Annotated in this window: 12 protein-coding genes; 5 read left to right on the top strand and 7 right to left on the bottom strand. The window is 71.2% G+C overall.

The window, feature by feature from the left end; genetic code table 11:
- Nucleotides 1-244: 244 nt before the first annotated feature.
- Together PLE19_00060 and PLE19_00055 are read left to right on the top strand one after the other, a co-directional pair.
- The gene (locus PLE19_00060) at nt 245-1,612 is read left to right on the top strand and encodes a Gfo/Idh/MocA family oxidoreductase (protein HPD13308.1); all 1,368 of its coding nucleotides are present in this window, start codon (nt 245-247) and stop codon (nt 1,610-1,612) included.
- Between the two features lie 245 nt (nt 1,613-1,857).
- Nucleotides 1,858-3,060: a DNA polymerase IV gene (locus tag PLE19_00055; GenBank protein HPD13307.1), complete on the top strand. Its 1,203-nt coding sequence runs from the start codon at nt 1,858-1,860 to the stop codon at nt 3,058-3,060.
- A 35-nt stretch (nt 3,061-3,095) separates the two neighbouring features.
- Here the strand turns inward: PLE19_00055 and PLE19_00050 are convergent, their stop codons facing one another.
- From PLE19_00050 to PLE19_00020, 7 genes are all read right to left on the bottom strand, one after another.
- Nucleotides 3,096-4,346: a hypothetical protein gene (locus PLE19_00050; GenBank protein HPD13306.1), complete on the bottom strand. Its 1,251-nt coding sequence runs from the start codon at nt 4,344-4,346 to the stop codon at nt 3,096-3,098.
- A gap of 500 nt (nt 4,347-4,846) precedes the next feature.
- Complete coding sequence (locus tag PLE19_00045; GenBank protein HPD13305.1) at nt 4,847-8,320, bottom strand: hypothetical protein; 3,474 nt, start codon at nt 8,318-8,320, stop codon at nt 4,847-4,849.
- 318 nt (nt 8,321-8,638) lie between these two features.
- Entirely contained in the window at nt 8,639-9,460 is an 822-nt protein-coding gene (locus PLE19_00040; GenBank protein ID HPD13304.1) for a sugar phosphate isomerase/epimerase family protein, read from the bottom strand.
- Nucleotides 9,461-9,596: 136 nt separating this feature from the next.
- Nucleotides 9,597-12,809 (bottom strand): PQQ-binding-like beta-propeller repeat protein, encoded by a 3,213-nt coding sequence (locus PLE19_00035; protein HPD13303.1) that lies wholly within the window; start codon nt 12,807-12,809, stop codon nt 9,597-9,599.
- Entirely contained in the window at nt 12,809-17,692 is a 4,884-nt protein-coding gene (locus PLE19_00030) for a PQQ-binding-like beta-propeller repeat protein (GenBank protein ID HPD13302.1), read from the bottom strand. The genes PLE19_00035 and PLE19_00030 overlap by 1 nt, the downstream gene beginning before the upstream one ends.
- Before the next feature lie 34 nt (nt 17,693-17,726).
- Nucleotides 17,727-19,721 (bottom strand): hypothetical protein, encoded by a 1,995-nt coding sequence (locus PLE19_00025; protein HPD13301.1) that lies wholly within the window; start codon nt 19,719-19,721, stop codon nt 17,727-17,729.
- Nucleotides 19,722-19,901: 180 nt separating this feature from the next.
- Complete coding sequence (locus tag PLE19_00020) at nt 19,902-20,948, bottom strand: hypothetical protein (GenBank protein HPD13300.1); 1,047 nt, start codon at nt 20,946-20,948, stop codon at nt 19,902-19,904.
- Between the two features lie 222 nt (nt 20,949-21,170).
- Here PLE19_00020 and PLE19_00015 point away from each other — a divergent pair, with 222 nt between their 5' ends.
- The 3 genes from PLE19_00015 to PLE19_00005 all read left to right on the top strand — a co-directional run bounded on the left by PLE19_00015 (nt 21,171) and on the right by PLE19_00005 (nt 25,621).
- Complete coding sequence (locus PLE19_00015) at nt 21,171-21,818, top strand: sigma-70 family RNA polymerase sigma factor (GenBank protein HPD13299.1); 648 nt, start codon at nt 21,171-21,173, stop codon at nt 21,816-21,818.
- Nucleotides 21,811-24,504, top strand: a complete 2,694-nt coding sequence (locus PLE19_00010) for a serine/threonine-protein kinase (GenBank protein HPD13298.1) — start codon at nt 21,811-21,813, stop codon at nt 24,502-24,504. The genes PLE19_00015 and PLE19_00010 overlap by 8 nt, the downstream gene beginning before the upstream one ends.
- Before the next feature lie 64 nt (nt 24,505-24,568).
- Nucleotides 24,569-25,621 (top strand): Gfo/Idh/MocA family oxidoreductase, encoded by a 1,053-nt coding sequence (locus PLE19_00005; GenBank protein ID HPD13297.1) that lies wholly within the window; start codon nt 24,569-24,571, stop codon nt 25,619-25,621.
- Nucleotides 25,622-26,367: the final 746 nt, after the last annotated feature.

Here is a 26,367-nt window from a genome sequence, read left to right as displayed (position 1 = left end):
GGCGACGTCGGAGCCTCCGGGGTTGCGCGGAGAGAGGCTGCGCTCTATGATGTATCCCAGCTACGTTACGAATCCTGACGGACCCGACATCATTGGAGTCCAGGCCAAGGCTGAGCCGCTCGCTGTTCGAGGGCGAACGCCCATGGGACGCCAGTCGGCCGATGTGGGAACGGTCGGTCGAAATGGCGTGGACGTGGGTCGCGTTGGGCAAGCGGCTCCCGAAAAGCCAAGAGGGTATCGCTGCGTGACCCGCCGCAGGTTCCTGCACAGGACCGCCTTGCTCTCGGCGGCGGCTGCCGCGCCGACGTTGATCCCCGCCTCGGCCCGGGGCGCGGAGGGCGCCGTGGCGCCCAGCGACCGGCTCACCCTGGCGCTGATCGGCAACGGGATGATGGGCCAGGGCCACCTGGCCGGGGCAATCGGGAACCCTGCCCTCCACGTCCGCGCCGTCTGCGACGTGGATCGGCTGCGGCGCGAAGAGGGCAGGCAGCGCGTGGACGAGACCTACGCCGCCCGGTACGCGGGCGGCTCGCACCGCGGCTGCGCGGCCTGCAACGACTACCGCGAGGTCCTCGACCGGCCGGATATTGACGCCGTGGTGATCGCCACCCCCGATCACTGGCACGCGCTCCAGGCGGTAGACGCGGCCAAGGCGGGCAAGGACGTCTACTGCGAGAAGCCCGTCTCGATCACGATCCAGGAGGGCCGCGAGCTGGCGGATACGGTGCGGCGGCTCGCCCGCGTGTTCCAGACGGGGACGCAGTATCGCTCGATGCCGACCATCCGCGCGGTGTGCGGGTTTGTCCGAGCGGGCGGGCTGGGCCGCGTCCGCGCGGCCTTCACGCTCTGGAGCCGGCTGCACCCGATGTTCGGCAGCGCGTACGTGCCGGTTGATGCAGGGCTGCCCGGCGAGCCCGTGCCGCAGGGCCTCGACTGGGACCTGTGGGTCGGGCCAGGCCCCTGGCGGCCCTACAACCACGAGTATCACCGCAACCCTCGGCCCGGCGTGGTGCCGTGGGCGTTCTGCGACGGCTACGGCGTCGCCTCGGTCACCTGGCACCACTCGCACAGCGCCGATGTGGTGCAGTATGCCCTGGGCATGGAGACCAGCGGGCCGGTTGAGGTCTGCCATCCCAGCGACGGGCAGTTCCCCACACTCACGTTCCGGTATGCCAATGGGACGCTGCTCCACCTCGTGGACCACTGGGGCATGGTCGCGGATGTCTACAAGGCGGTGCCCAAGGCGGCCCGGCTGGCAGGGAACTTCGGGGGCCTGTTCGTCGGCGAGCGTGGCTGGATCACCTCGATGTACGGCGGCGGGCCGATCGAGGCAGGCCCGGAGAGCCTCCTTGCGGAGGCGGAGCTGGCGACCCGCGAGGTGACCGGCGCCAACGACCACCATGCGAACTGGTTCGAGTGCATCCGCACGCGGCGCAAGCCCAGTTCCTCCGAGGAGATCGGCCACCGGTCGGCTTCCCTCGGGCATCTGGCGATCATCGCGTTCCGGCTGGGACGCTCGTTGAAGTGGAACCCGACGACCGAGGAGTTCGCCGCCGACGAGGAGGCGAATCGCCTGCGCTCCCGCGCCATGCGCCAGCCGTGGCGAATGTAGCTCTCTCCTCGAATGGCGACATGCCTTGTGCGTCTGGCCAAAGTCAGGGTCACGGGGCGGCCGTCGGCGGGCTCGGGCCCAAGCCGGCGGGTCCACGGCACTGTAGCGGGTGGGGCCGTGCAGCAGGATGCGACCTGCCCAAGGCCCAGCAGCCTGAGCCGAGGCGGACGGCGATCGCCGCGACCCTCGACCAGCTCAAGGCGACGGGCCTCAACGCGACGTTCGTCACCCGTGTGGGGCCATGCATGGCCGAGCGCGTCATCGTCCACCTCGATATGGACGCCTTCTTCGCCGCCGTCGAGCAGCGCGACCGCCCCGAGCTGCGCGGGCAGCCCGTCGTGGTCGGCGCCGACCCCAAGGGCGGGCGGGGCCGCGGCGTGGTCTCCACCTGCTCCTACGAGGCCCGCTGCTTCGGCATCCGCAGCGCCATGCCCATCAGCGAAGCCTGGCGTCGTTGCCCCAAGGCCGTCTACCTCCCGGTCCGGATGGACGCCTACGAACAGGCATCCGAGGCGGTCTTCCGCGTCCTGGAGGAGTTCACCCCTGACATCGAGCCGGTGAGCATTGACGAAGCGTTCCTCGACGTCACCCGGTCGCTCCACCTCTTCGGCACGAAGCGGGCGCTAGGCGAACGGCTCCGCCTGCGGATCGAGGCCGAGACACGTCTCACCGCCTCCATCGGCATCGCCCCGTGCAAGATGGTCGCCAAGATCGCCTCCGACCTCCAGAAGCCCCGCGGCCTCGTCATCGTCGAGCCGGGCGAGGCCCAAGCCTTCCTCCGCCCGCTGCCCGTCGGCAAGCTCTGGGGCGTCGGCAGGCGCACCCAGGAGGCCCTCGACCGCCTCGGCATCCGGACCATCGGCGACCTCGCGGCCCGCCCGCGGGAGGAACTCGTCCGCCGCTTCGGCAAGCAGGGCGAAGACCTGTGGGACCTCGCCCACGGCCGCGACGACCGGCCCGTCGAGGCCGCAGGCGAAGCCAAGTCCATCGGCCACGAGAACACCTTCGAGCACGACACCCGCGACCCCCGCCTGCTCGCCTCCACCCTCATGGAGCTGTGCGAGGGCGTGGCCTTCCGCCTCCGGAGGGCCGGCCTCCGGGGACGCACCATCACGACCAAGCTACGGTTCGAAGACTTCACGACGCTCACTCGAGCGACGACGGTGGAGACTCCCGTGGATGCCGCCGCGGCCATCTACCAGATCGCCTCGGCCAACCTCGGCCGCGTGGCGATGAAGGGTCACAGGATTCGCCTCATCGGCGTCAGCGTCTCTGGCTTCGAGGCTCGGCCGCGGCAGCTTGCACTGTTCGGTGAGCAGCCAAGCGACGCCGGGGGCAGGGAGAAGCAGCGGCTGCTTGCCGATGCCATTGACCGCATCAAGACCCGCTTCGGCCAGGACGCGCTTCACCAGGGCACCACGCTGGACCGGCCGAGGGACGACGAGTAGCGGCCCTCCAGCGGCCTCCGTGGGCTCTGCCCGTATCACGCATAATCGTCGGAGATGCTGCGGACGGTTTCCACCCAACGGGCGAGGCGCGAGGTGTCGCCCTCCACGGTCTCGATATCCTTCAGGTGGATGCAGACGTGCAGGCCTCTGCACGCCTCCATCCCGTGGCGGATGATTCTGCGAATCTTGGCCTCGTCGAAGCCGCAGCACACCATGTCGGTGGGATTGGGCCGCCAGGAGATGACGTAGTCGGTGCCAATCTGTTCGGCGCACCGTCGGACATCGGCCCTCGGGGTCACGGCGATCAGCCGGAGGTTCGGAATCTGCCGCAGCATGTCGATCTTGTGCGTCAAGTCCTCGCAGCAGCCGTAAGCGACGAGGCCGAACGGGCGGAGGCAAGGCAACTGGTACTGGAGCAGGAACTCGTCGTGCTGCCTCGGCGAGACGAGGGCGAACTCCTGGGCGGCGGCGAAGCACCAGAGGTCCCTGCGCTTCCGGCCGCGTGCGTTGGGCCGGGGCCACTCCAACTCCCTCGAATAGGGCATCTCCTGGATGCCGTGGCTGGTCAGCCCATAGTCGCCCGCGGCCTCGGCGGCGTCCTGGGCCGCCAGGGTGGCGTCGCGGATGAATGCGGCCAGCGCGTGCAGTTCCCGCGGCGATTCGTACATGTCCAGCATCATTTGCTCGAGGCCCCGGAGCATCGTCATGTTCCACGAAATGTCGGCCAGGAAGCCGGAGTAGACGGGGCCGCGGTTGACGTCAATCTCGATGAGATCGCCGATGGCGTCTCGCAGCCGGGCGATCTTGGCCTCGGTCGCCTGCTCATCAATCCGATGCCGCACCGGCGTCAGGCTCGCCACGTCCGCCCAGTTCCGAATGACGGGCCTGTAGGCGCCGGCTCCGCCCTCTTGCGGCTTGGCCGTCAGCCCTTGCTCCACGCCGAAGAGGCGCCCCCAGCCGCCCTCCTTGACCGCCTCCTCGCCGATCCAGGGCTCGAGGATGAAGTCGTCGCCGATGGTGTCGTGGAAGATCGCCATCCGCAGATTCCGTTCGTGGGCGCGGAACAGGGGGTCTTCGCACTCGAGGGCGTGGTCCCCGAAGACCTCGCGACACCAGACGTTCCACATCCCATAGCTTGCGAGAACCAGGGGGCGGGTCTTCCTGAGGCTCAGGAGGTCGCTCCAGAGCTCGCGCCGCTCGGCCTGAACTCGCTTCTGGGTCAGCTCGACGTACTGCCTGACCAGCCTCCGCAGGATCGCCGTGTCTCTCCGGTGGTTCGTCTTCATGTGGTGCCTCACTGGCTACGGAATGAGTTCAAGGGCGCCCGCGTCGCGGCCCTTGCCGGCGGGCCGGCGGCCACAGAAGTCCCGGTGGTGCGGCGCCAGCGAGGGCCACCCCATAACCCTCTATGCCGCAATGCTTTACGCTCTCCGGCCATTCCCGCTCACATGCTTGCTCATCGTACAGATGAACGAGTATGGCCGGAGCCGCGAGAATCGCCAATCCTCGCCATTCTACCCATGCTGTATCACTTCCCACCTCTCAGGGTTGATACAGCATGGGCAGGCTGCGCCCACCAGACGCTCTGCTGCGCCCTCCCGAGGAACCGCCAGGCCCGCAACGAGCGGGAATGCCCACCCCCCTGCCTCGCGCACAACGCTCGATCCGTCGGCTGTGGGCGGGACGTCCCTGTCCCGCGTCCCCATTCCCCGCGGGGCTGAGACGCCCCGCCCACAGCCCCCTGCCCCCCTGGCGCACTGTTCGAGCCGTTGCGGGGGCCTCGGCCTCACCTGGTGGCCAGACCCACCACGCGGCCATCGGCGAGGCCGACGGCCAGGGTGTCGCCGAGCCAGGCCAGGGCCGTGATGTCCTGGGGCATCTGCTGGCGGCTCTTGGGCGCGCCCGCGGCATCGTACGTGATGAGCGTGCCGCCCCAGAAGGCCACGGCGGTGACGGGCGGCCTCGTGGCCATGAGCTTCACGATGCGGTCCTGCGGCAGGTTCTCCTTGGGCAGGTCGCGCGAGGCGTTCTGCGGGTCGGGCCGCAGGTCGGCTGCCGCCTTCTCGCGGTCTTCGGGCGCGACGGGCGTCTGGCTCGCCAGTTTGCCGCCGGCGCTCAGGTTGCTCAGCGAGTCGTCGTGGGTGAGCACGCGGAGGCCGTTCGTGAGGGCCTTCATGGCGACTACGCGGTCGGGCAGGACGGCGACCCAGGCGGTCTTGAGTTCGGGCAGGAGGCCGGGCGCAGCGGTCGCCGCGGCGACGGAGTGTGCGGCGGGCATTCGCCACGGCGTGAGGGGCTGGATGCCCGCGACCATCTCGTACAGGGTGCCGACCGCCTCGGCCATGCCCTCGGCGTCGTAGGCGATGAGGGTGATGCTCTCCTGGCCGATGCCGATGATGTCGCGCTGCCAGGCGATATACCCACGGCCGCGGCCAGGCATCTCGTCGGCCTTCGGCGCGTACGGCAGCACCTTCATCTTCTCGACGTGCGCGATGAGGGGGTTGTCCTGCGGGGTGCCGAGCAGAATGGCGTGGCCGACGAGGTCGAAGCCGGCCTTGGCGACGGAGTTCTCGCGGCCGGGCTTGGCGCGGCCGAACTCGATGCCCACCCAGGTTTCGGCCTCCTCGGGCCTGAGCTCGCGGGGCTTGGCCACGTCCGCGGCAGCGACCACTTTGCAGCGCAGGCCCCAGGGTTCGACGATGTCAGCGAGGCGCTTGGCCGCGGCCGCGTAGTCGCCTGAGCCGGTCACAATCGTCGCCTCGCGGGCGATGCGGGCGAAGCGGTGCACGCGGTCGAAGTCGGGGGCGAAGAAGACGGCGCGATGGGTCGCGCCCGCGAGCATCCCGCACTTCTCGAGCGGCTGGTAGGCGAACGTGGCCGTGTCCTCGGTGCCGCTGAGAAGCTCGCGGACGACCGCCTTCCACTGCCCGGCGGGGTCGTTGGCGGCGAGGGGCAAGGAAACGGTGGCTGTGCCGAGGCGCGTGGCGACGAAGCGCTCGTAGCGGATCGAGCCGAGGGGATCGACCACCTGGATGTGCAGCGGCGCCGAGCCGCTGAGCACGCCGCCCTTGGCGTCGAGCAATGCGGCGCCCACCTCCACGCGAATGGGCGCCTGGGCGAGCGTGAGGTCGCGCGTGAGCACGGGCGCGAGGGCCTTCACCGTGCCGATGGGCCGGGCCGTGCGCGCAAAGACGTGCATCTGGCCCGGGCCGAAGCGCAAGGCGCCTTTGGCGCCGCCCTTCAACTCGGCGAAGGCGCCGCCGCGCACCGCATCGTACACTGTGCGGCCGTCGTCGGGCAGGCCGATGGTGGCAACCGCCGGCTTCATCGAAAGGTACTGGCCAGCCTTGTAGTCGTATTCGGCGTTGACGGCGAAGAGGTACTCGATGTCGCCCGCGGCCTGGCGGGTGGCGACGATGTAGGGGTTGTCGCACTCGAGGGCGGGCTTGATGCCGGCCTTGTCGAGCTGGGCCTTGAGGGCCTGGGCGAGGGGCTGAGCGCCCTGGAACCACTTGCCCACGGTGGTGTAGGGCGCCATCTCCTTGTACTTCTGCTCCTTGGCCAGCTTCTTGATGATCTCGGCGTCGGGCATGGCGGGCGTGACGCCCAGAGCCGTCGCCCCCTTGATTGCCACCGTGCAGTCGCTGGTGGTGAGCACGAGGCCGCCCTTGGCCGCGAAATCTTCGAGCGCCGCGATGACGGGCGGGTCGAGGAACTTGATGGCGGTGAGGATCACGGCCTTGTGGTTCGCCGCGAGCGTGCCGTCGGCGACATCCTCGTCCACGACCGCCATCAGGTGCTGCTGGATGAGCTTGCCCGCGAGGTAGGTGAGCGGCAGCTTCTCGCCATGCGTCTCGCCGTGGGCGTAGTTCACCGAGCGGTCCTTCACCTGCTCGTTGATGAGGTGCGAGAGGCTGTAGAGCATGGCCACGGGGGGGCGGGTGACGGGCATCGTGGTGAAGATGGTGCCGAGGCGGGCCATGAGCTGATTGGACTCGACGACGCCCTGGGCCGCCGGCCTCGTGGCCGGCTCGAAGGGGTCAATGTCGGGCGGCGAAATCATCCCTTGGATGTTGGTCTGGAACGAGAGGTACTGCTCGAGGCGGAACTCGTCGCTCGTGGTGTTGCCGTACCACGTGGGCAGATACCAGCAGGGCTTGGCGAGATCGCGCGCCCGGGCCATCTCGAGGAAGTAGGACGGGTTGAAGTAGCCCGGGCCGTAGTCGTGGTAGCCGCCGTGGCCGCTGACGATGGGCAGGCTGCGCACCACGTTGAAGTAGTAGCCGTCGGTGTAGGCGGACCAGCCGTACTGGCTTTGCGTCACCGAGAGGTAGCTGGGCTCGACGTAGCTGACGCCGAAGGCGGCCTCCTTCCACGCGGCGTCCATGAAGCCCAGCTTCCAGTAGGCCCACTGCTTCCACTGGCGCACGTGGTCGGGGTTGTTGGGGTCGAGCTTGTGGTGGCTGAGCCATTCGCGCGCGAAGGCGCTCTGGTAGGCCCGCACCTGGGCGGGCACGCCGTGGGGCGTGCCCTGGCCGGTCACGGGGTCCTTCGTCCACGTGAGGCCGGGCTCGTCGTAGAAGTGGATGCCGGGCACGTTGGGCTGGGTGCGGGTCTGGAGGGCGCGGTGCACGACGCGCGCGGTGCCGCCGCGGGCCACGTAGGGGTCGCTCCAGTCGCACTCCATCCGCAGGTCCATCTGGTGGCCGCCGCTCATCACGCAGCAGGGCATGAAGTCCACGCCCGCGCGGATGTAAGTGCCGTCGTCGTTGCCCGTGTAGTGGCCGTAGATGAGGTTGAAGCCGAGGCTGTCCTCGCCTTCGACGAGGCCCTGGGCGCCCTTGGCGCGGCCCCAGTTGACCAGGCGGAAGTCGCTCTTGCGCACGTGGCGGAAGAGGTCGAAGGCCGCCGAGGCCGTCGCCCCGTCGCACGCGGCCTCGGCCACGTAGCTGCCGGGGCGCAGGAGCCAGGCGTTGAGGTGCAGGTGCTCGGTGGCGCGGGCGTCCTTGCCCGCGACCGGCACGGCGGGAACGGCGAAGGTGAAGCTCAGCTTCGAGCCGTTGGTGCTGGTGACGTTCAGCACCAGGTTGCCCGCGGCGAGGGGTTCGGCCGAGGAGCGCACGACGGCCAGGCTGATCGTCTCGTTCGTCTGGTAGGCCGTGCGGGCCAGGGGCAACAGCAGTCTCAACTCCGCCGCGCCGGCCGTGGCCCCGACGAGCAGTGCAAGCGCGTTGGCTGCGAGCAATCTCCGTGACCTCATGGCAGTCTCCTCCTTGGGTGTGCGGGCGTCACAGCGTGTGGGCGATTTTACCGGCCTCACGGCTGAGGCGCAAGCGGGGCAACGACCCTGGGTGCGGGCCGGAATTGTGGGTGGCTGCGAGAGCTCCGAAGGAGCGAAATGGGATAGCCCAGGGCAACGCCCTGGGAACAAGACCGCCCCGCGGCAGCCCTGACAGGGCGGAATCGAGAGCTTCTATCTCGCCCCTTCAGGGCTGGACTCGTGGATCCCGCTGAACCCAGGGCGTTGCCCTGGGCTATCCCATGCGAGCCCTTCAGGCTCCAGAGACCATCACCCTGCCTACAATTCCGGCCCACACCCAACGACCCTTTGGGCCAGGCGCGAGCCGGCCTCGAACGCGCGCCGCAGATGCTCCCTCTCGTCGGCGCCTTTGGGGTAACTGCCCAGGTTCGACTCGAAACTCAGGGGCTTGCGGTAAGGCGAGGCGGCGAGGAGGGCGGCGAGGCGGGGCCAGTCCACGGTGCCATCGCCGACGATCCTGTGCTGGTCGCCCGTGCCGTCGTTGTCGTGGAGGTGGACGGCGAGGAGGCGGCTGAGCACATGCTCCAGGCGGTCGAGGCCGTTGCCGGCCAGGTGGCCGTGGCCGCTGTCGTAGCAGAGGCCCACGAAGTCGGGGCCGTAGAGGGCGAAGACGCGCTCGAGCGCGTCGAAGTTGTCCTTCGCCATGTTCTCGAGGGCGATGCGCACGCCGTGCTCGCGTGCGATCGGTTCCAGGGCATCGAGGGAGCGGCGCAGGCGCGTCCAGAAGGGCTCGCGTTGCTCGGGCTCGGCCGGCTCGGCGGGCAGATGGAGGATGACGACGTCGGAGCCGAGGCGGGCAGCCATGGCGATGCGGTTGGCGACCAGCTCGATGCCGGCCAGGCGCTCGTACTCGCGGGCCGAGCCCCAGCCCTTCTCGACGCCGGCCGAGGCATGGAGGTCGGTGAGCGCGAGGCCGAGGGCGCGCAGCCACTGCCCGATCTGCTCGACTTCGCAAGCGGCGTAGAGGAAATCGGTGTTCCAGTGGTGGCACCAGTGGATGTGGGCGAAGCCGGCCTCGGCGATGCGGCGCAGATACGGCTCGGGGCAGCCGGTGCTCACGTTCGCGTAGTCGGTGGTCATCGAGAGCACGTGATCTCCTCGGTGCCTCCCGTGGAGAAGCGGGGGATGATCGGACAGGTGGATGAATGGATGATTGTCAGGCACCCATCCAGCCATCCATTCATCCAATCATCCTCCCCGGCACGCGCGCAAGACGCTATCTCTTCCCCAGGCACATCAGGTCGCCGCTCTGGGTCGTGAGGTAGAGCCTGCCGTGGGCCGCGGCCAGGCCGTCCCACACGGGAGCCGGCAGGGCGCGCTCGACGAGGGTCTTGCCGTCGGCGAGGGCGACGACGCGGAGCCGCCCCGCCTGGTCGAGGGCAAACACCGCGTCGCCCGCGAGCAGCAGCCCGGCGATGGGCGGGCCGAGGGACCCTCCCGCGGGCGAACCTCCCGCGGGTTTGGAACCCGCGGGAGGTTGGGGGTCGGGAGGCTGGAGGTCGGCGGTCCACTTCGCCTTGCGGGCGAGGCGCTCGTTGCGGTTGCGGTCGCCCTTGTCCTCCTTCTTGCGCGGGAGCTGGCCGTGGGAGTACCACAGGTCGTTGAACTCGGCGAGGGCCGCGAGGTCGAAGTCGGTGCGGAAGAGCTGGCGGCCGTCCTCGCTCGCGCCCACGAGCGTGCTGGCGCGGAAGGCCACGAGGCCGCGGGGCACGGTGTGCACGATGTCGGGCGTCCAGGTGTAGCTCATCCGCGGGCCATAGGTCCACACGCCGCGAGGCGCCATCACGCCGCCCGCGTCGCTGCGATAGCAGGCGAAGCCGCTGCGGGGCACGACGGTCATGTCGCCCGTCGCGGGCGCGAAGCGCCAGCGCGACATGGTGACGAAGGCGGCGCCGTTGGCCGGCAGGCCGGCCTCGGTGGAGGTGGGCTTGGGGGCCTCGGCGACCAGGAGGTCGAAGGGGTCGAACTCCAGCCCGAGGGCGCCGTAGAAGCTGGTCATGGGCACGGAGTGGAGGCGCTTGGCCCACAGCAGCTTGCCCGTGGCCGGCTCGACGGCGAACAGGCGCACGCCCCCATCGGCCAGCGGCTGGCGGCCGGCGGCGAAGTAGGCCACCTCGTTCACGATGAGCACGCTGCCGGGCACGGGCCAGGGCGATTCGAGCTGGCCGAAGGCCACGATGCGCTCCTCGTGGGGCGCGGCGCGCAGGCGCCAGGCGAGCTTGCCGTCGGCGGCCCGCAGGCAGTAGACCCAGCCGCTGCGCGTGCCGAAGAGGCACAGGCCCGCGTGCAGCGTGGGCGGCGTGTCCACGCGGCCGTTCGCCGTGAAGTCCCACCGCCGCTCGCCCGTCTGCGCGTCGAAGGCGACCACCTGGTGGGCCTCGGGCCGCGCCACCACGGCCAGGCCCCCCGCGATGACCGGCGGCGTGACGGGGCCGCGCGAGTGGAGGTTGAACTTCCAGTCCTCGGTCAGCGGCCCCTCGGGCCAGCCGCCGAGCTTCGCGGTCCAGAGCACATCGAGTTCGGTGGGCACGACGCTCGCGGTGCTGGCGCTGCGCCAGGCGTCGGCGCGGTACGACGGCCACTCGTCTGTCTTTCCCATTGCCGATGGCCGATGGCCGATTTCGGAGAAGGCAGCGCCCTGCTCGAGGAGCGGGGGCGCCGGGTCGTGGGCCAGGTCCTCGGCGGGGCCGCCGGCGGGGGCGAGGGCGCTGTAGCCGCGGAGCATGGGCCAGCAGGCGCAGTGCTTGGGCCCCACGTAGACGAGGCCGTTGGCCGGCATGAACCCCGCCTCGCGGCTGCAATTGCCCTTGGTGATGCGGTTCGAGTCGAGCTTGCCCGTGGCGATGTCGGCGAAGCTCATCTCGCTGGAGAGGAGGAACCGCGGGGTGGCGACGGGCGGGAAGCAGTGGCCGCCCGCCCCCTCGGCGGACTTCACCACCGCGCCGGTCTTCGGGTCGAGGCCCTCCCACTTTCGCGCGAGCAGCACCCACACGAGGCCCGCCGTGTGAATGGCGCGGGCCTGGGTGTAGTGGGTCATGCCCGGCTCGTACACGCGCTCCCAGAGGAACGAGCCGTCGCGCGGCGAGAGCACCTCGATGGCGTTGCCGGGCTTGTCGTCCTTGAAGGTGGAGACCTCGCAGGCCAGCACGTCGTTGCCGTGCGAGAGGCGGCGAGCGCGCGCGAGCCAGGGGTAGTCGTCCCGGCGCCAGCGTTCGCGGCCGGTGCGGCGGTCGAGGCACACGAGGGCGCGCTTCTCGCCCTGCTTGGCGTCGCCCGCGAAGAGGAACACCCCGCCGTCGCCGGTCACCAGGCCGTCCAGCTCCTTGCCCTCGAAGGCCCAGAGGAGCTTGCCGTCGGTGGCATCGAGGGCGCGGACGAAGGTCTTGCCCATGGCATAGAGCATGCCGCGGTCGTAGACGAGTTCGGCGGGGTGGCCCGCCTCGGGGTATTCGCGCAGCAGGGCGCCCGTGGCGGGGTCGAGGGCCACGACCCGCTTGTCGGTGAAGGCGAAGAGGCGGTCGTGGGCGACGACGGGCAGCACGCTGCCGGCCGGCCCCGACGCCGGGTAGCCGAAGCGGAAGGGGCCGGGGGTGAGCGTCTGGCTCCAGAGGCGCAGGCCGTTGAAGGCGTCGCGCGCGATGAGGCCGCTGTGGTAGAGGCGGCCGCCGGCAGTGACCATGTTGCTCGCCTCGTGCCAGGGCCCGTTGACCCAGCGGATGCGGCGGGGCGGGCCCACGAGCGCGTCGCGCGAGGCGGCGTTGCCGTCGGGGCCGTGGCGCGGCATGGGCCACTCGTCCATCTCCTCGGGCCAGGGCTTCGGGAGGCGCGCCCAGAGGCCGCGCCGTTCGATGATCTCCACGCCCTCGAGGCCCGAGGCCGTGAGCAGCCGGCGAAAGGCCTCCTTCGGCACGCGCACGCCATGGCGGGCGGCCTGGTCGCTCTGGCCGATATAGGCGATGCCGTTCGGGCGCAGCACGCGCAGAATCTCCTTGAGCGGCGTGCCCTCCCCCTCGGGCATGGCGTCCATCACGATCAGGCTCACCAGGTTCTCGGCGTACGGCAGGGGGCTCAGCGGACGCGTCTCGGCCCATGCGATGCCGTAGAGGCCCCGGTCGCGCAGCCGCTGCTGCGTCGCGGCCACGGCCTTCGGGTTGGGGTCAATGGCGTGGACGAGGAACTTCCCTGTGGCGGCGATCTCGGCGGTGAGGGCGCCCTCGCCGCAGCCGAGGTGCACGCACAGGCCGCCCGCGACGCCGGCCGACTGGAGGATCTCCGCAGCCAGCGCCTTCGCGTCGTCCCCCTCGCCGGCGATGCCGGGCGACGCCGGGGCGAGGAGGGCGAGCGCGAGAGGCAGCAGCAGGAGGGAAGACCGCCTGAAGACGGAACTATGAACCGGAGAGCGCCTGACGGTGGGGCTACAGACGTGCATCACAACTCCTCTGGGTTCTTTTCGTATTCGACCACGAGCTCCGCCGCCTTGCCGGCCTCGCGGCTCAGGTAGTCTACGCCATCGAGGCTCACGGGGTCGATCGCCAGGCTCAGCTCGGCCAGGCCGGCCAGGTCGAGGGCGAGCGGCGCCTCGACCACCTGGTCCTCATTCACGGCGCCGAGCTTGGCCACCACCTTGCCGAGCGAGGGCCGGGTGTCGTAGGTAACAGCCTTCTCGTCCCACGGCGCGGTGACGAAGCACACGTTGCCCGAGGCGCCGGTGGGGTTGCCGGCGTTGAAGAGGCGCAACGTGGCCGAGACGGGCTTGCCGGGGATGTGGAGGCGGAACTTCAGGTAGGCGATGGCGTGGTCGTGGTCGCCCGCCGCGGTGTCGCCGGCATCCACGAGCAGCACCTTGGCCGCGCCGAAGTTGGCCGTGGCGGAGCCCTTGGTCACGTGGGCATCCTCGGCGGCCTGCACCACGAGCCGCGCGCGCGGGCCGAGGTGCTCGATGTCGGCGCGGCCGGCCCATTCGGTCGTGCCGTCGGGCCGCACGAGCGTGAGGGCGATGGCGTACTTGCCCCGCGGCATGGCCCTGGCGACGGCGGCCTTGAGGGTCAGCTTCGCCGTCGTGCCCGCGGCCAGCTTCACCGGCATCTCGGCGGGGGTCACCGTGAAGCCGTCGGGCGCCGCAAGACGGAGCGTGCCGGCGAATTCCGCGTCCCGGTGGTTCGCCAGGCGCATCTCGCCCTCGCGCTCGGTGTCGGCGTCGCTGAGGACGAAGGACGGCACGGTCACGCCCAGGGTGAGGACGGCCTCGCGCACGATCTCGATTCCCATGAGGATCGGCAGCTCATCCCTCGTCGGCTTCTTGGCCTTGGGCGCGAAGTCAATCTTCAGCTTGTCGGCGATCTCGATGCCGGGGAACTCCTTCACCAGGGCCTTGGAGCTCCCGCCGGCCTCCTTCGCCACGTCGAAGGCCTGGAGCGCCGGCTTGTCCTGGATTCTCACGTCGAACACGCGGGCGCCGGGCTTGGCGCCGTCCAGTTCGGCGAAGGCGAGCCGCACCGTGTAGCGCGCGGCGCCATCGCCCTTCTCGACGAGGGGCAGAACGACCTGCCGCGGCCCCAGCACGCCGGCGCGGAAGACCCAGGGCTTGTCGGTGCCCTCGACCTCCACACGCGCGGGGTCCCGCTCGAAGTACTCGCCGCCCGCCAGCAGCGACACCGAGGCGGCGAGGGGCGCCACCAGCGAGCCCTTGGGCCTCGGGAAGCCGAGCCAGAGGGTGCCCGTGGCATCCTTGCGGTCGCCGCCGGCCCCGAAGTTGATGCCCAGCGACTTCACGGGCGTGAGCGGCCCTGCGACGCTGTAGTAGCCCCAGGCGCGGCTCTCGTCGCGGTGCTGGAATACGACCGTGCACATGGTCGGGAAGGGGCACTGGCAGCCTGAGCTGGCCTCGGGCGCCACCAGCAGGCCGTTGGCGGGGATGAGGTTGATCCAACACCCGGGGCGCTGGCCGCCGAAGTGCTGGGTCCCCTGGTCGCCCACCAGGTCGTAGTAGCCGAAGCAGTAGGAGCGGAAGAAGAGCGTGTGGGGCGAGGCCGACGGGCAGCCGCAATGGTGGCCGGGCCGGGCCCACTGCCAGGGTTCCTCCTGGCCGGTCAGCGGGTTGGGCTGCATGCGCTGCGCGCCGGTGCGCAGGTCGAAAGCCCACGGCTCCGCGTGCAGCGTGTCGCCGATGATGAGCGGGCGCACGCGGTAGCCGATCTGCTTCGACCAGAGCTCGCGGCCGTTCGCCGCGTCCACCACCACCACGCGGCGCTGGCCGAACTGGCCGGCGAAGAACTCCTTCCAGTAGTGGCCGTCCGAGTAGACGCCGAAGAGGGCCAGCAGGCCCCTGGCGTACATGGTGCCCATCGCGCACCAGTACTGCCCGCTGCCGCAGCCCGTGAGGTCCATGGGCTTCTGCCAGCGGGGCTGGCCGGTGGCGGCGTCGAGGGCGACCACGAGGCGCACGGTGGCAGCCTTGAGTTCGCGCTCGGCCTTCGCACGGTCGGTGCCCTTGAGCGCCTGGAGGGCCGCGATCTGCCGCTGAAGCACCTCGTCGCGCTGCGCAGGGGTCACGGCGGTCTCGACGAACATCACCTGGCCGTCGCCGATGGAGATGGAGGAGTGTGGGATGCTCTTGCCCTCGTGGAGCCAGCGGAGCTTCCCGCTGGCGAGGTCGAGGGCAAAGAGGGCCTCGCAGGCGGTGCCGCTGGTGAGCGCGCGGCTGCCGTAGAGGGTGTCGCCCACGACCGCCACGTAGCCCCAGCGGCGTGGCTTGGCGTCCTTGGCGGGGGGGATGGCATAGGTGGCCTTCGTCTCGCCCGTGGCCGCGTCGAGGCGGTGGCACTGGTCGCCCACGGCGACGAACAGGCTGTCGGCGTCGGCGGCGAGGTTGCTGGCCTCGTGGGAGGCGCCCAGGCGCATCGCGCCCGGCATCTCGCGGCGCCAGAGCTTCACGCCGTTGTAGGCGTTGTAGGCCATCAGCACGTTGACGCCCTGCACGAAGAACCGCCCGCCGACCGAGAGCGGCGCGGCGGCGCGCGGGTGGCGCTCGACCATGTCGCCCGGCCCGGGATCGCCGAACCAGAGGACCCCGAGCGGGCACTTCACGAGCTGGTCGTCGCCGCACGTGGTGTTGCCAGGCTCGGCATACTGGTGCGTCCAGCTCCCCGCGCCGGGGAGCGCGCCGCGGGTGAGCGCGAGCCACGTGCTGCCGTCCTCGGTCACTTCCGCGTGCAGGAGCGCACGCCCCGCCGCTTCGGTGCCCATCCTCGCCAGCCAGTCGCGGAGCGCGGCGGCATCGAGGGGCTTGGTCTTGGCCCTTGCCGACTCGGGCTGGCCGATGAGCATCCTGCCGCCGAGGGGCCGCATCAGCCGGAACGCCTCCTTCGGGTCCACGGGCAACAGGCCCCGGGTCAGCGCGCCCTCCGACACGATGAGGTCGGCGAAGTAGTCGGAGAACGGGAGATGGCCGGGCGTGGCCGGCTCGATGACCACGCGCGAGCCGTAGAGGCCGGCGGCGTCGAGCGCGGCGCGCGCCGCGGGCGCGCGGTCGGGGTCGAAGCAGGCGGCGTAGACCTGGAGCTCGGTGCGCCGGGCCAGTTCATAGGCCAGGCGCCCCGTGTCGTTGCCCAGCACGAGGCAGTAGCCGCGCGTGACGCCGGTGGTGCGGACGATGTGGTCGGCGGCGGCCTCGATAGCCGGCGCGAGGTCGTCGGCGGGGAATGGCCTGGTCGCGGGTCGCACCACGCCGATCGGCTTTGTGCCGGCCGGGCCGAAGCAGTGGATGGCGCCCGTGTCGGTGCTCACGTAGAGGCGGCCCTCCGCGATGGCCAGGCCCTTGGCCGTGCCCTCGACCTCAGCGGTCCACAGCGTGTCGCCCTTCTCGATGTCGAGGGCGACGACCTTGCCCCTGCCCGCCGCGAGAAGCACGCCGTCGGCGATGGCGAGCGCCTCCGCGCAGTCCGACGCCACGCGCCAGCGGGCGCATTGGGCCAGTGCGGCGTCGGCCTCCTTGACCTTCTCGCGGATGTCGGCCGCCTGTTTCTGGAGCTTCTCGGCCGCCTGGACGAGGCCGGGGAGGGCCTTGGTGTCGGCCTCGATCTTCTTGGCGAGGGCCGCGCGCTGCTCGTTCAGCGTGGCGAGTTCCTGGTCATCGGCTGCCGCCTTCTTGGCCAGCTCGGCGATCTGCTGGTCGAGCGCGGCCAGGTCCTCCTTGTCCTCCTTGAGGGTGGCCTCGTGGCGGTACACGCGCTGCCGCGAGACGGTGAGCGGCTCGTTGAGTCGGTCGCGTTGGACGATGATCGCCTGCTGCGCGAGGCTGGCCTTGGGATAGGTGTCGCGGTCGAGGGCGATGATCTCGCGGCCTGTGGCGAGGTAATAGGCATTGCGCCCGGCCGCCAGGGTGCGCCCCTCGAACCAGGCGGTGCGGCGCCAGGGCGGGGTCTGGCCGTAGCCGATGAGTTGCTCGGTGCCGGTGAACACGCAGTCGTCGGCCAGGAAGGCGAAGGTGCCGCCCACGTCGTGGCCGAACGCCGGCTGATGCAGCAGCTTGCCCGTCGCGCGGTCCACGGCGGCGGGCGACACGCGGCCGGTGGGCACGAAGAGCGTGGCCTTCGAGGCCAGCAGCGGCCCCTGGGGCGAAAAGCGGCTCTGCGGCGTCGAGCCGCCCTGGTCGTTGCACCAGACGAGCTTTCCGTCGTCGGCGTTGACGGCGAAGAGGTACACGCCTTCGGCGGGGAAGACGCCCGAGGCGAAGTAGGCCACGCCGTCGTCCACCAGCACGCCCGTGCGCACGGGCCACAGCGAGATCATGCGGCCGCTGCCCAGTACCTTGCGGTCGCTGGGCGCGGCGCGGAAGCGCCAGAGCTCCTTGCCGTCGCGCGCGGCGAGGCAGTAGGCGAAGCCGTCGTCGGAGCCGACGTAGACCTTGCGCCTCCAGACGGCCGGCGGCAGGCGCACCGGGCCGCCGGTGAAAAAGGTCCACACCTCCTGCCCCGTGGCGGCATCGAGCGCATACACCTTGCCGTCGGCCGACGAGCCGAAGAAGACCTTGTCGTAGGCCACCACGGCGTGAAACACGTCGTCGAAGTGCACGCGGCGGCCCTCGACCGAGCCGTAGAAGCCGCCGACCTTGCGCGGGTTCGGGTCGCCCCAGGCCGGCTGGGGCTTGTGCAGCGGCTGATAGGTCCAGGCCGGCGAGAGCGGGAGCCGGAGCCGCTCGCGCGTCGTGGCGCTGCGGCCCACATCGTGCCGGTACACGGGCCAGTCGTCGGCCGCCGCCCCTCGGCACGCCAGCACGAGACATGCACACGCGATCCGTTGCCAGCAATTCATGATGCCGCGTCCTCGTTCCGGGTTCTGCAATCGGTCATTTCGGAGGCGCGAGTCCGGCGCCTGCGGGGGCCGTGGTGAGCGTGAGAAGCGACTGCCGCGCGAGCGACAGCCTCGCCACCCCGTCCTCCACGGCCACGGGGGCCAGCTCCTGGAATGAATCGGTCTCGCTCGTCTGCACGGCCCGCAGGCTCTTGAGCCCGGCCGGCAGGCCGGCCAGGGTGGCCCGGCGAGCCGCCCCCAGGTTGGCAATGTGGAAGGCGAACACGGGCCCTTCGCCTCGGAAGGCGGTGAAGAGCACCTTGGGATGGTCGGAGGCGGTGGCCAGCACCTCGGCCTTCGGCGGGGTGAGGTTGCAGAAGTGCTTCACGAACCAGAAGCGCGAGGTGGGCATGAGCGCCCCGTCCTTCCCGACTTTCGCGAGGCCGTAGTCGGAGGTGAACTCCCAGTGCATCGTGGCGCGGGGCCGCGCGTGGAGCACCAGCTCCTGGTACATCTGCACCTCGCGGAGGCCGTAGTGGAAGGAGTCGTAGGAGCCGCCGCGCCAGGCCCAGGCGTCCACGCCCAGTTCGCCCACGAGCAGGGGCAGCTTGAGAGTATCGGCGAGGTCGGCCCAGGCGGCGTACTCCTCGGGCGTGGCCCCGCCCCACGAGTGGAACGAGAGCGCGCCCACGTGGCGCAGGGCCTCGGGGTCGGCGGCGGCGGGCGCCGCATAGGTGTGGGTGCCGCGGGCGTGGCAGGTGTCGCCGAGGAGCATCCTGGTCTTCAGCCCGAGCTTCTCGAAGTGCGCGCCGATGCGCTTGATCGCGTCGCGGTGCTCCTCGGGGCTGAACTTCACCCGCACGCCGCCGTCGGGCTCGTTGAACGAGAAGAGGTCGGGCTCGACCCCATACTGCTTCTTGGCATAGACGAGGTAGGAGCCGAGGCATTCGAGCAGCTCGGGCCACTTGTCGGGCGCGATCCGGCGGCCGTTGGGGCGCTGGTCGTCGGTGCGGGGGTCCACGTAGAGCCATTCGGGCAGGTGCCAGATGGTGATGGAATAGGGAATGCCCCGCTTCTGGATCTGCTGGGCGAGGAGGAACTCGCGCCGCAGATTCGAGTCGGGCTTGTCGTTCGCGGTCAGCGCCGCCCAGTTGGTATCCTGCGGCGAGGCGTTGTCGTTCTCGGGCTCCCACTCGGCGGGGGTCATCTCGGTGCGGGCCCAGGCGACCCGGAGGTGGTCGAGGGTGTACTGGGTGACGGGCGACTCGATGCCGAAGCAGTAGTTGCCGCCGAAGCCGTCGAGCCGGTAGCGGGGCTTCGCCGCGTCGAGGGTGAGCCGGGCGGGCGACAAATCGCCCTCGCCCGTGAGGCGGAGCGTGACGTTGAGTGTGGCGGCCTGGCCTTTGCCGAGCGGCGTGCCGGGGATTCTCACCAGGGCCGAGTAGGTGGCGGAGCGCCACACGCGGTTGTCCTGGATCACCATTGGGCAGGGCGGATCGAAGGTGGCGGCGAGCTTGAGCGGGGAGGCGGGGGCGGCGAACGTGGCCTGGCTGGCGAGGCCGGCCAGGAATTGGCGGCTCGGGGGCGGCTCCTTCGGCAGCGAGGCGTTGCCGACCACGCCCGCCTCGCCGCGCAGCTCGCACGTGCCGCCGCCAAAGAGCGCGATGGGCAAGTCGAGCCAGAAGAACACGCCGGGCGTCTTCAGGTCCGTCTCGGCCGTCACGCGCAGCGCGAGGCGGACAGCGCCGTCGGCCTCGCGCAGGGTCTGCTCGTAGCGGTAGGATTCCTTGGGAGCGAGCTCGATGCGGCCGGCCCACTTGCGGCCGCCCTCGACGGCCGACGCCTCGACCTCCTGGGCGGCGTCCAGGGTGCGCAGTTGCTTCCAGCCTTCGAGGGGGATGCGCAGGTCGGTGTGGATCGCCACGGGGTCGCCCGCCAGGTCGAGGCACTGGATGCGCCCGGTGCGGTTCGTCTGCGCGATGGCCGCCGCCAGGCAGTCCGCCGCGCACAGGCACGCCGACACTGCGGCGACCAGGGTCCGTCGAGTCATGCCGTTACCTTTCGCCGCGCTCGCCCACCGCATCTTACGCCGTGCCGAACCCATCGTCAAGCGCGCCCGGAGGGAGGGGCCGCGGCGGGCCAGAACGCAGCGGCCCCACCGACGCCGTGTCGGTGGGGCCCTTGTGGTGTGCTGCCGGCGGATGCCATGGCGCGCGGGGCGGCCGCGGGCTCAGAACTCGGCGGCCTTCTTGGGCGGCTTGGCGATCTGGCCAGGCGGCGGGCCGAGGAGCGCGGCGGCCTTCTCCTCGCCCACGGCCTCGACGATCTTCGCGCGGCAGGCCGCCTCGGCGTCCTTGACCTTCTTGCGCCAGGCGTCAATCGCGGCGCAGGCCGTTTCGTAGTCCTTCTTCTGCTCGGCGGTGAGGAGGGGCGCGACGGCCTTGGCCACCTGGTCCTCGATCTCCTCGCGCACCTGGCGCATGGCCTGGCCGATGCGGCGGAAGGCCGTGGGGTCGGGCGGGCCGCCGCGCTGGCGCAGCTCGGCGAACAGGGCGTCGGTGCGCTCGCGCATCGCGTCGAAGCCCTCGCGCTGCGCCTGGTCGAAGTCGGCCCGCTGCTCGTCGGTGAGGGTGAAGTGGGTGCGCAGGATGTCGGTCTTGCTGGTCATCGAGCCGGGCGGGCCGAAGCGGGGCCGACGCTCGTCGCGCGCCGCCGGAGCCCCGGCCTGGGCCACTTTGATGAGGTCGAGCGCGCCCTTCAGCTCCTTCTGCGCCGCCGCGAGGGTCTCATCGCGCGCCGTCAGGGCGTTGGCCACCGCCTGGTACTTCGGCTTGTCGGCCTCGGGCACGAGGGCCAGGAGCTTCTCCACGTAGGCCTTGGCGAGTTTGAGGCGCGCCTCGGTCATCGCCGCCTGAAGGTCGTCGTTGAACTGCATCTCGAGCTGGTCCACGCCCTTCCTCGCGTCGTCGGGCAGGGCGATCGTCTGCCGGGCGGCATCGAAGATTTCGGGCCGGCTCATGGCGTCGAAGCCGCCGCCGGGTCCGCCGAACCCGCCGGGGGGCGGCCCCATTCGCCCGCCGGGCGGCGGGCCGCCCTGCCGGTCGCCGGGGGCGCGGCCTGGGCCGCCCTCGGGCGGCGGGCCGGGGGGCCGGCCCGGGCCGTCCTGCTGGCCGCCGATTCGCTCGCCGCCGGGCGGCGCCGCCTTGCCCTTCTCGGCTGCCCACGACGGTGGGGCGGCCAGGGCCGCCGCCACGGCCATCCACAACAGCGTGCGCATCCGGGTCTCTCCTTTCTCCAAAGGGACGCTGCCGAGCACACTGCCCAAGTACAGGAACGGCGGCCGGGGCGCGCGGTCCACAGGGCGGAGGGGGATTCCACCGCACCGCCCCGCGGCATTGACTCCCGCGCCCGGCGGGCAGTAGAATCCCGAGGGGGCTGTGGACCCTGTGAGCGGCTGCCCGTTCAGCATGTGCAGGGAACCCTGGGCGAAGGGGCCGGAGTGAGTGCCTCGCCGAACAGCACCGACGATCTGGTCGGCCGCCTGAGAGCGGGCGACCGGGAGGCGCTGGCCGAGGCGTTCGCGCGCCATCGCCAGCGCCTGGCCGGCCTGGTGCGCTTCCGGCTCGCCCCCCGCCTCCAGGGGCGGGTGGATGCCGACGACGTGCTCCAGGAGGCCTACCTGGCCGCCGCGCGGCGGCTCGAGCACTTTGCGAGGACGGAAGCGCCCTCGCCCTTCGTGTGGCTGCGGATGATCGTGATGCAGACGCTCGTGGACCTCTACCGCCAGCACCTGGGCGCGAAGATGCGCGACGGCGGCCGCGAGGTGCCCCTCCAGGAGAGCGGCTCGCCCGAGGCCACGTCGGCCTCGATGGCCATTCGCCTGGCCGCCGACCTCACCTCGCCCAGCCAGGCCGCCGCGCGCGCCGAAGAGGTGGAGCGGGCCCGCCAGGCTATCGAGACGATGGACCCGATCGATCGCGAGGTGCTGGCGCTCCGCCACTTCGAGGAGCTCTCGAACCAGGAGACCGCCGAGGTGCTGGGCATCCAGCCCAAGGCGGCCAGCATCCGCTACGTGCGCGCCCTGCGGCGGCTCAAGGACCTCCTCTCGACGCTGCCCGGGCTTCATGACGAGACCCGCGATGCCTGAGCCCGCAGACGACCGCGACCCCTTCGAGGTGCTGGCGAGCGATTTCCTCGAGCGCCAGCGCCGCGGCGAGAGCCCGAGCGTGGACGACTACGCCCGGCGCCATCCCGAGCTGGCCGACGAGATCCGCGACCTGTTCCCCGCCATGCTCGCCGCCGAGGCGATGAAGGGGTCCACGCAGTGCCTGCTGCCCGGCGGCGCTCCGTTCGAGGCCCCGCGCCTGGAGCGGCTGGGCGACTTCCGCCTCCTCCGCGAGATCGGCCGCGGCGGCATGGGCATCGTCTACGAGGCCGAGCAGGAGTCGCTCGGCCGCCGCGTGGCCATCAAGGTCCTGCCCCGTCCGGCGTTGCAGGACGTCAAACGCCTGCGTCGCTTCCGCCGCGAGGCCCGCATCGCCGCCGGGCTGCACCACACGAACATCGCCGAGATTTTCGGCGTAGGCGAGCAGGACGGCCACCACTACTTCGTCATGCAGTACATCCCCGGGCCCGGCCTCGACCAGGTCATCCAGCGCCTGGCGGCGCTCCAGGGCGGCGCCGCGGCGCCCTCCCCCGCCGCACAGGCCGCTGAGTCCATCGCGCGAAAGCTCCTGGGCAAGGGCGGCGCCGCGTATTGGCGCCAGGTGGCCGCCCTCGGCTGCCAGGTGGCCGACGCCCTGCACTACTCGCACGGCCAGGGCGTGCTGCACCGCGACGTGAAGCCCAGCAACCTGCTCGCCGACGCCCAGGGGCGCGTGTGGGTGACCGACTTCGGCCTCGCCAAGGCCGTGCGGAGCGACGACATCACCGTGACGGGCGAGATCGCCGGGACGCTGCGCTACATGGCCCCCGAGCAGCTCGAGGGCCGGGCCGACGCGCGCAGCGACGTCTACAGCCTCGGCCTCACGCTCTACGAGCTGCTCACCTTCCGGCCCGCCTTCGACGAGAAGGACCGCAGCCGGCTCATCCGCCTGGTGGCCGAGGGGCGCCCCACCCCCCCACGGAGGCTCAACCCGGCGGTGCCGCACGACCTCGAGACGATCGTGCTCAAGGCCACCGCCCGCGACCCCGCCCACCGCTACCCCACGGCTGAGGCCCTGGGCGACGACCTCCGGCGCTTCCTGGCCGACCAGCCGATCCGGGCCCGCCGAGCCTCGTCCCTCGAGCGCCTGGGGCGCTGGGCGCGCCGCAACAAGACCGTGGCCGCGCTCGCCGGCGCCACGGCCCTCCTCACCCTCCTCGTCGCCGCCGTCGCCACCGTCGGCTACCTGAGCACGCGGCGCGCGCTCCTGGAGGCCAAGGCCAGCGCCCAGGTGGCCACCGACGCCCTCGACCGCATCTTCGAGCGCTTCTCGCCCCGCTCGGTCGTGGCGTCGCCCGGGCTGCTCGTGGACAATGTGGAGGGCTCGCCGGTGGACGTGCAGGTGGAGCCGGTGCTCTCGCGCGAGGCGGCCGCGCTGCTGGAGGACATGCTGCCCCACTACGAGCGGCTGGCGCAACAGACGCCCGGCGCAGTGGCCCTGCGGCGCAAGGTGGCCGACGCGAACCGCCGCGTGGGCGACATTCGCCAGCGCCTGGGCCAGCTGGACCCGGCGGCCGCCGCCTACCAGCGCGCCATCGCCCTCTACGAGGGGCTCGCGGCCGACGCTCCCGAGGCCCTCGGCGCAACCGTGGAGATGGCGAAGACCTACAACGAGCTGGGCCGCCTGCGGCAGGCCTCCGACAGGACCCCGGAGGCCCTCGACGCGCACCGCAGCGCCCTGCGCCTTCTCGAAGGCGCCCCCGCGGGCGCGACGCCCACGCCCGCCTTCCGGCTCGAGCTGGCCCGGACCCACTACTTCCTGGCGCTCACGGACCCGGCCGAGGCCGTTCGCCACCTCGCGACGGCGCTCGCGACGCTCGCGCCGCTGCGCCAGACGGACCCCGACAGCCCCCCGCGCCGCCACCTGGAGGCCCTCTGCCACCGCCAGCAGTTCCACGCGCTGGCCGCGAGCCAGCCCGCGGCGGCGCGCGCCGCGCTCGACAAGGCCACCGACACACTGCGGCAGCTCGCCGCCGACTTCCCGCGCGTGCCCGATTACCCGTACGATCTGGCCGAAGCCTACGCCGCGGCGGACCTGCCGCGGCCCGGCCCGGCCGCCTACGCGCCCCACGCGGTGGAGGAGCGTCTGCGGCAGGCGCTCGCCCTGGCCACGGGCCTCGCGCAGCGCCGCCCGCACATCCCGCGCTACGCCGTGGCCCAGGCCCTCTTCGCCCACCGCCTGGCCCTGCTCCTGGAGGCCGGCGGCAGCCTCGACGAGGCCGAGCGCTACCACTCCCTCGCGCTCGAGGCCCAGCGAACCCTCGCCAGCCAGTTCGCCGACGTCCTCTACCACAAGGTCCGGCTCGGCGAGTTCGCCAACGACCTGGCCCGCTTGCGGCTGCTCCACCGCCGCGCTTCCGACGCGCGGCCGCTGCTCGAGGAGACCATCGCCCTCCTCACCCCCGCCTTGCAGGACAGCCGGGAGCCCGAGGTGCTGCACGCGCTGCTCGCCCGGAGCTACGGCGCGCTCGAGGCCGCCTGGCGCGACCTCGGCAATCCGGCCGCCGCCGCCCAGGCGCGGGCCAAGGCCGCCGAGCACCGGAACGCCATGCAGCCCAAGCCGCCCCAAGACCCCAAGCCCGCTCCCGGCGCGCGCTCTCGGGGGCGTGTCAGGGCGAACGCCGCTTGACGGGCCGCCGAGGTCGGGGCATGATTCGGCAAGTCCGACTCTCCTCCGCCTCCAGGAGCACGCCATGGCCAAGTACCGCGTCGCCCAGGTCGGCTGCGGACACCGCGGCAGGAACCACATTGACGGTTTTCTGAAGAACCCCGACCGCTTCGAGCTGGTGGCCCTCTGCGATCTGAACCGCGAACGCCTCGACGCCGCCGCGAAGCAATTCGGCATCGCCCGGACCTACACCGACGCCGCCACCATGCTCGCCGCCGAGCGGCCCGACGTCTTCTGCTTCGTCACCCAGCCCAAGGTGCGGCTCGAGATGATCGAGCTGGGTCTCCGCCACAAGCCCAGAGCCATCGCCTTCGAGAAGCCGATGGCCACCTCGCTCGCCGAGGCCCGCCGCATCCACGACCTGTGCGCCCGGGCGGGCGTCAAGTACATCGTCTCGCACCAGCAGAAGTACGGCGAGCAGTGGGGCAGGGCCAAGGCCGTCTACGAGCGCGGCGAGATCGGCGACCTCGTGCGCATCCACGCCTCCTCGCGCGCCTGGCTCTCGCAGCTCGGCACGCACCTGGTGGACTACATCCTCTGGTTCAACCGCGGCGTGAGGGCCAAGTGGGTCGTCGGCCACGTCCACGGCCGCAAGGGCCTCACCGACAGCCATCCGTCGCCCGACTACACCGAGGGCGAGATCGCCTTCGAGAACGGCGTGCGCGCCTTCGTTCAGTTCGGCTACCTCTCGCCCCAGTGGCTCGCCAACGAGAAGTTCTGGACCGACAACCGCATCACCCTCTACGGCACCCACGGCTACGCCTGGGCCAACACCGACGGCGACTGGGCGGCGTTCACGAGGACATCGGGCGGGGAGATCCTCGGCGAGGCGTTGCCGCGGTGGCCCGAGCAGGAGAACGTGCTGCTCCAGCCGCGCTACCTGCGCGACCTGGCCGACTGGCTGGACGATGAGACGAAGGTCCACCCCTGCAACGGCGACATCAGCTATCACGGCTTCGAGATCGCCTACGCCTTCATCACGAGCGCCCTCGATCATCGCCGCGTGGACCTGCCGCTGGCCGAGATTCCCGCGGAGGATGAGATCGCGCGGCTGGCGCGCGAGCTGCCCGAGGCCTGAGGCGGCTGCCGCAGGCGACGGGACCGATGGGCCGGACAGGGCGGATAGGACCCGGAGCGGGCGCGGTCCTGCCTCGTCCTCTCGGTGCTGCCTATCCTATCAGTCTCATCGCACTCGGTGCGTGGTCGCAGCGGCGCTTGGAGCCTGTCCGTGCTTGTCCGTGTTTGCTCATGCAGGATACTGCTCCGGCCCCAGTTCATGCCGCGCTCGTTCGTAGTGCGGGCTTCAGCCCGTATGCCCAGATACGGCCTGAAGGCCGCACTACGAGCGTCTTCCGCGTCGCGATCCATCCTCAATTGCGGCCGGAGTGGTAAGTGGAGAAGCAGATCTGAGACCCCTTCCTCTCGCCTTCCTCGCGCCCATACTTGCTCAACCTTGAGGAGGGGAAATGAGCAAGTATGGGTGGATGGGCGAGGATTGGCGATTCTCGCGGCTCCGGCCATTCGCGCTCATCTGCGGGATGAGCAAGTATGGGAGGGGAAAGGCCGGAGAGCGTAAGGCCATGCAGCATATGGGGTTATGGGGCGGACGTCGCTGGCGCGGCAACACCAGTCCTCCCGCCGACGGCGGGCACGGCAGGGTCGTTGAACCCCGATGAGGAGTGGGTCGGAAAAAGCAGATCCTATGCCCGGCCCCTGCGTTAGAAACGGCTCTTCGGGGTTCGGCGATCTTGCCTCGACTGGCCGGCGCGGGGGGTTGGCACGCTGTCCCATTGCGGACCTGGTGGTTCCTGGGGAGGGCTCCGC

It is taken from the genome of Planctomycetota bacterium, assembly GCA_035384565.1.
Taxonomy (GTDB): domain Bacteria; phylum Planctomycetota; class PUPC01; order DSUN01; family DSUN01; genus DAOOIT01.
The sequence above is the reverse complement of the archived record's forward strand: the minus strand, read 5'-3'. Positions and strand labels throughout refer to the sequence as shown.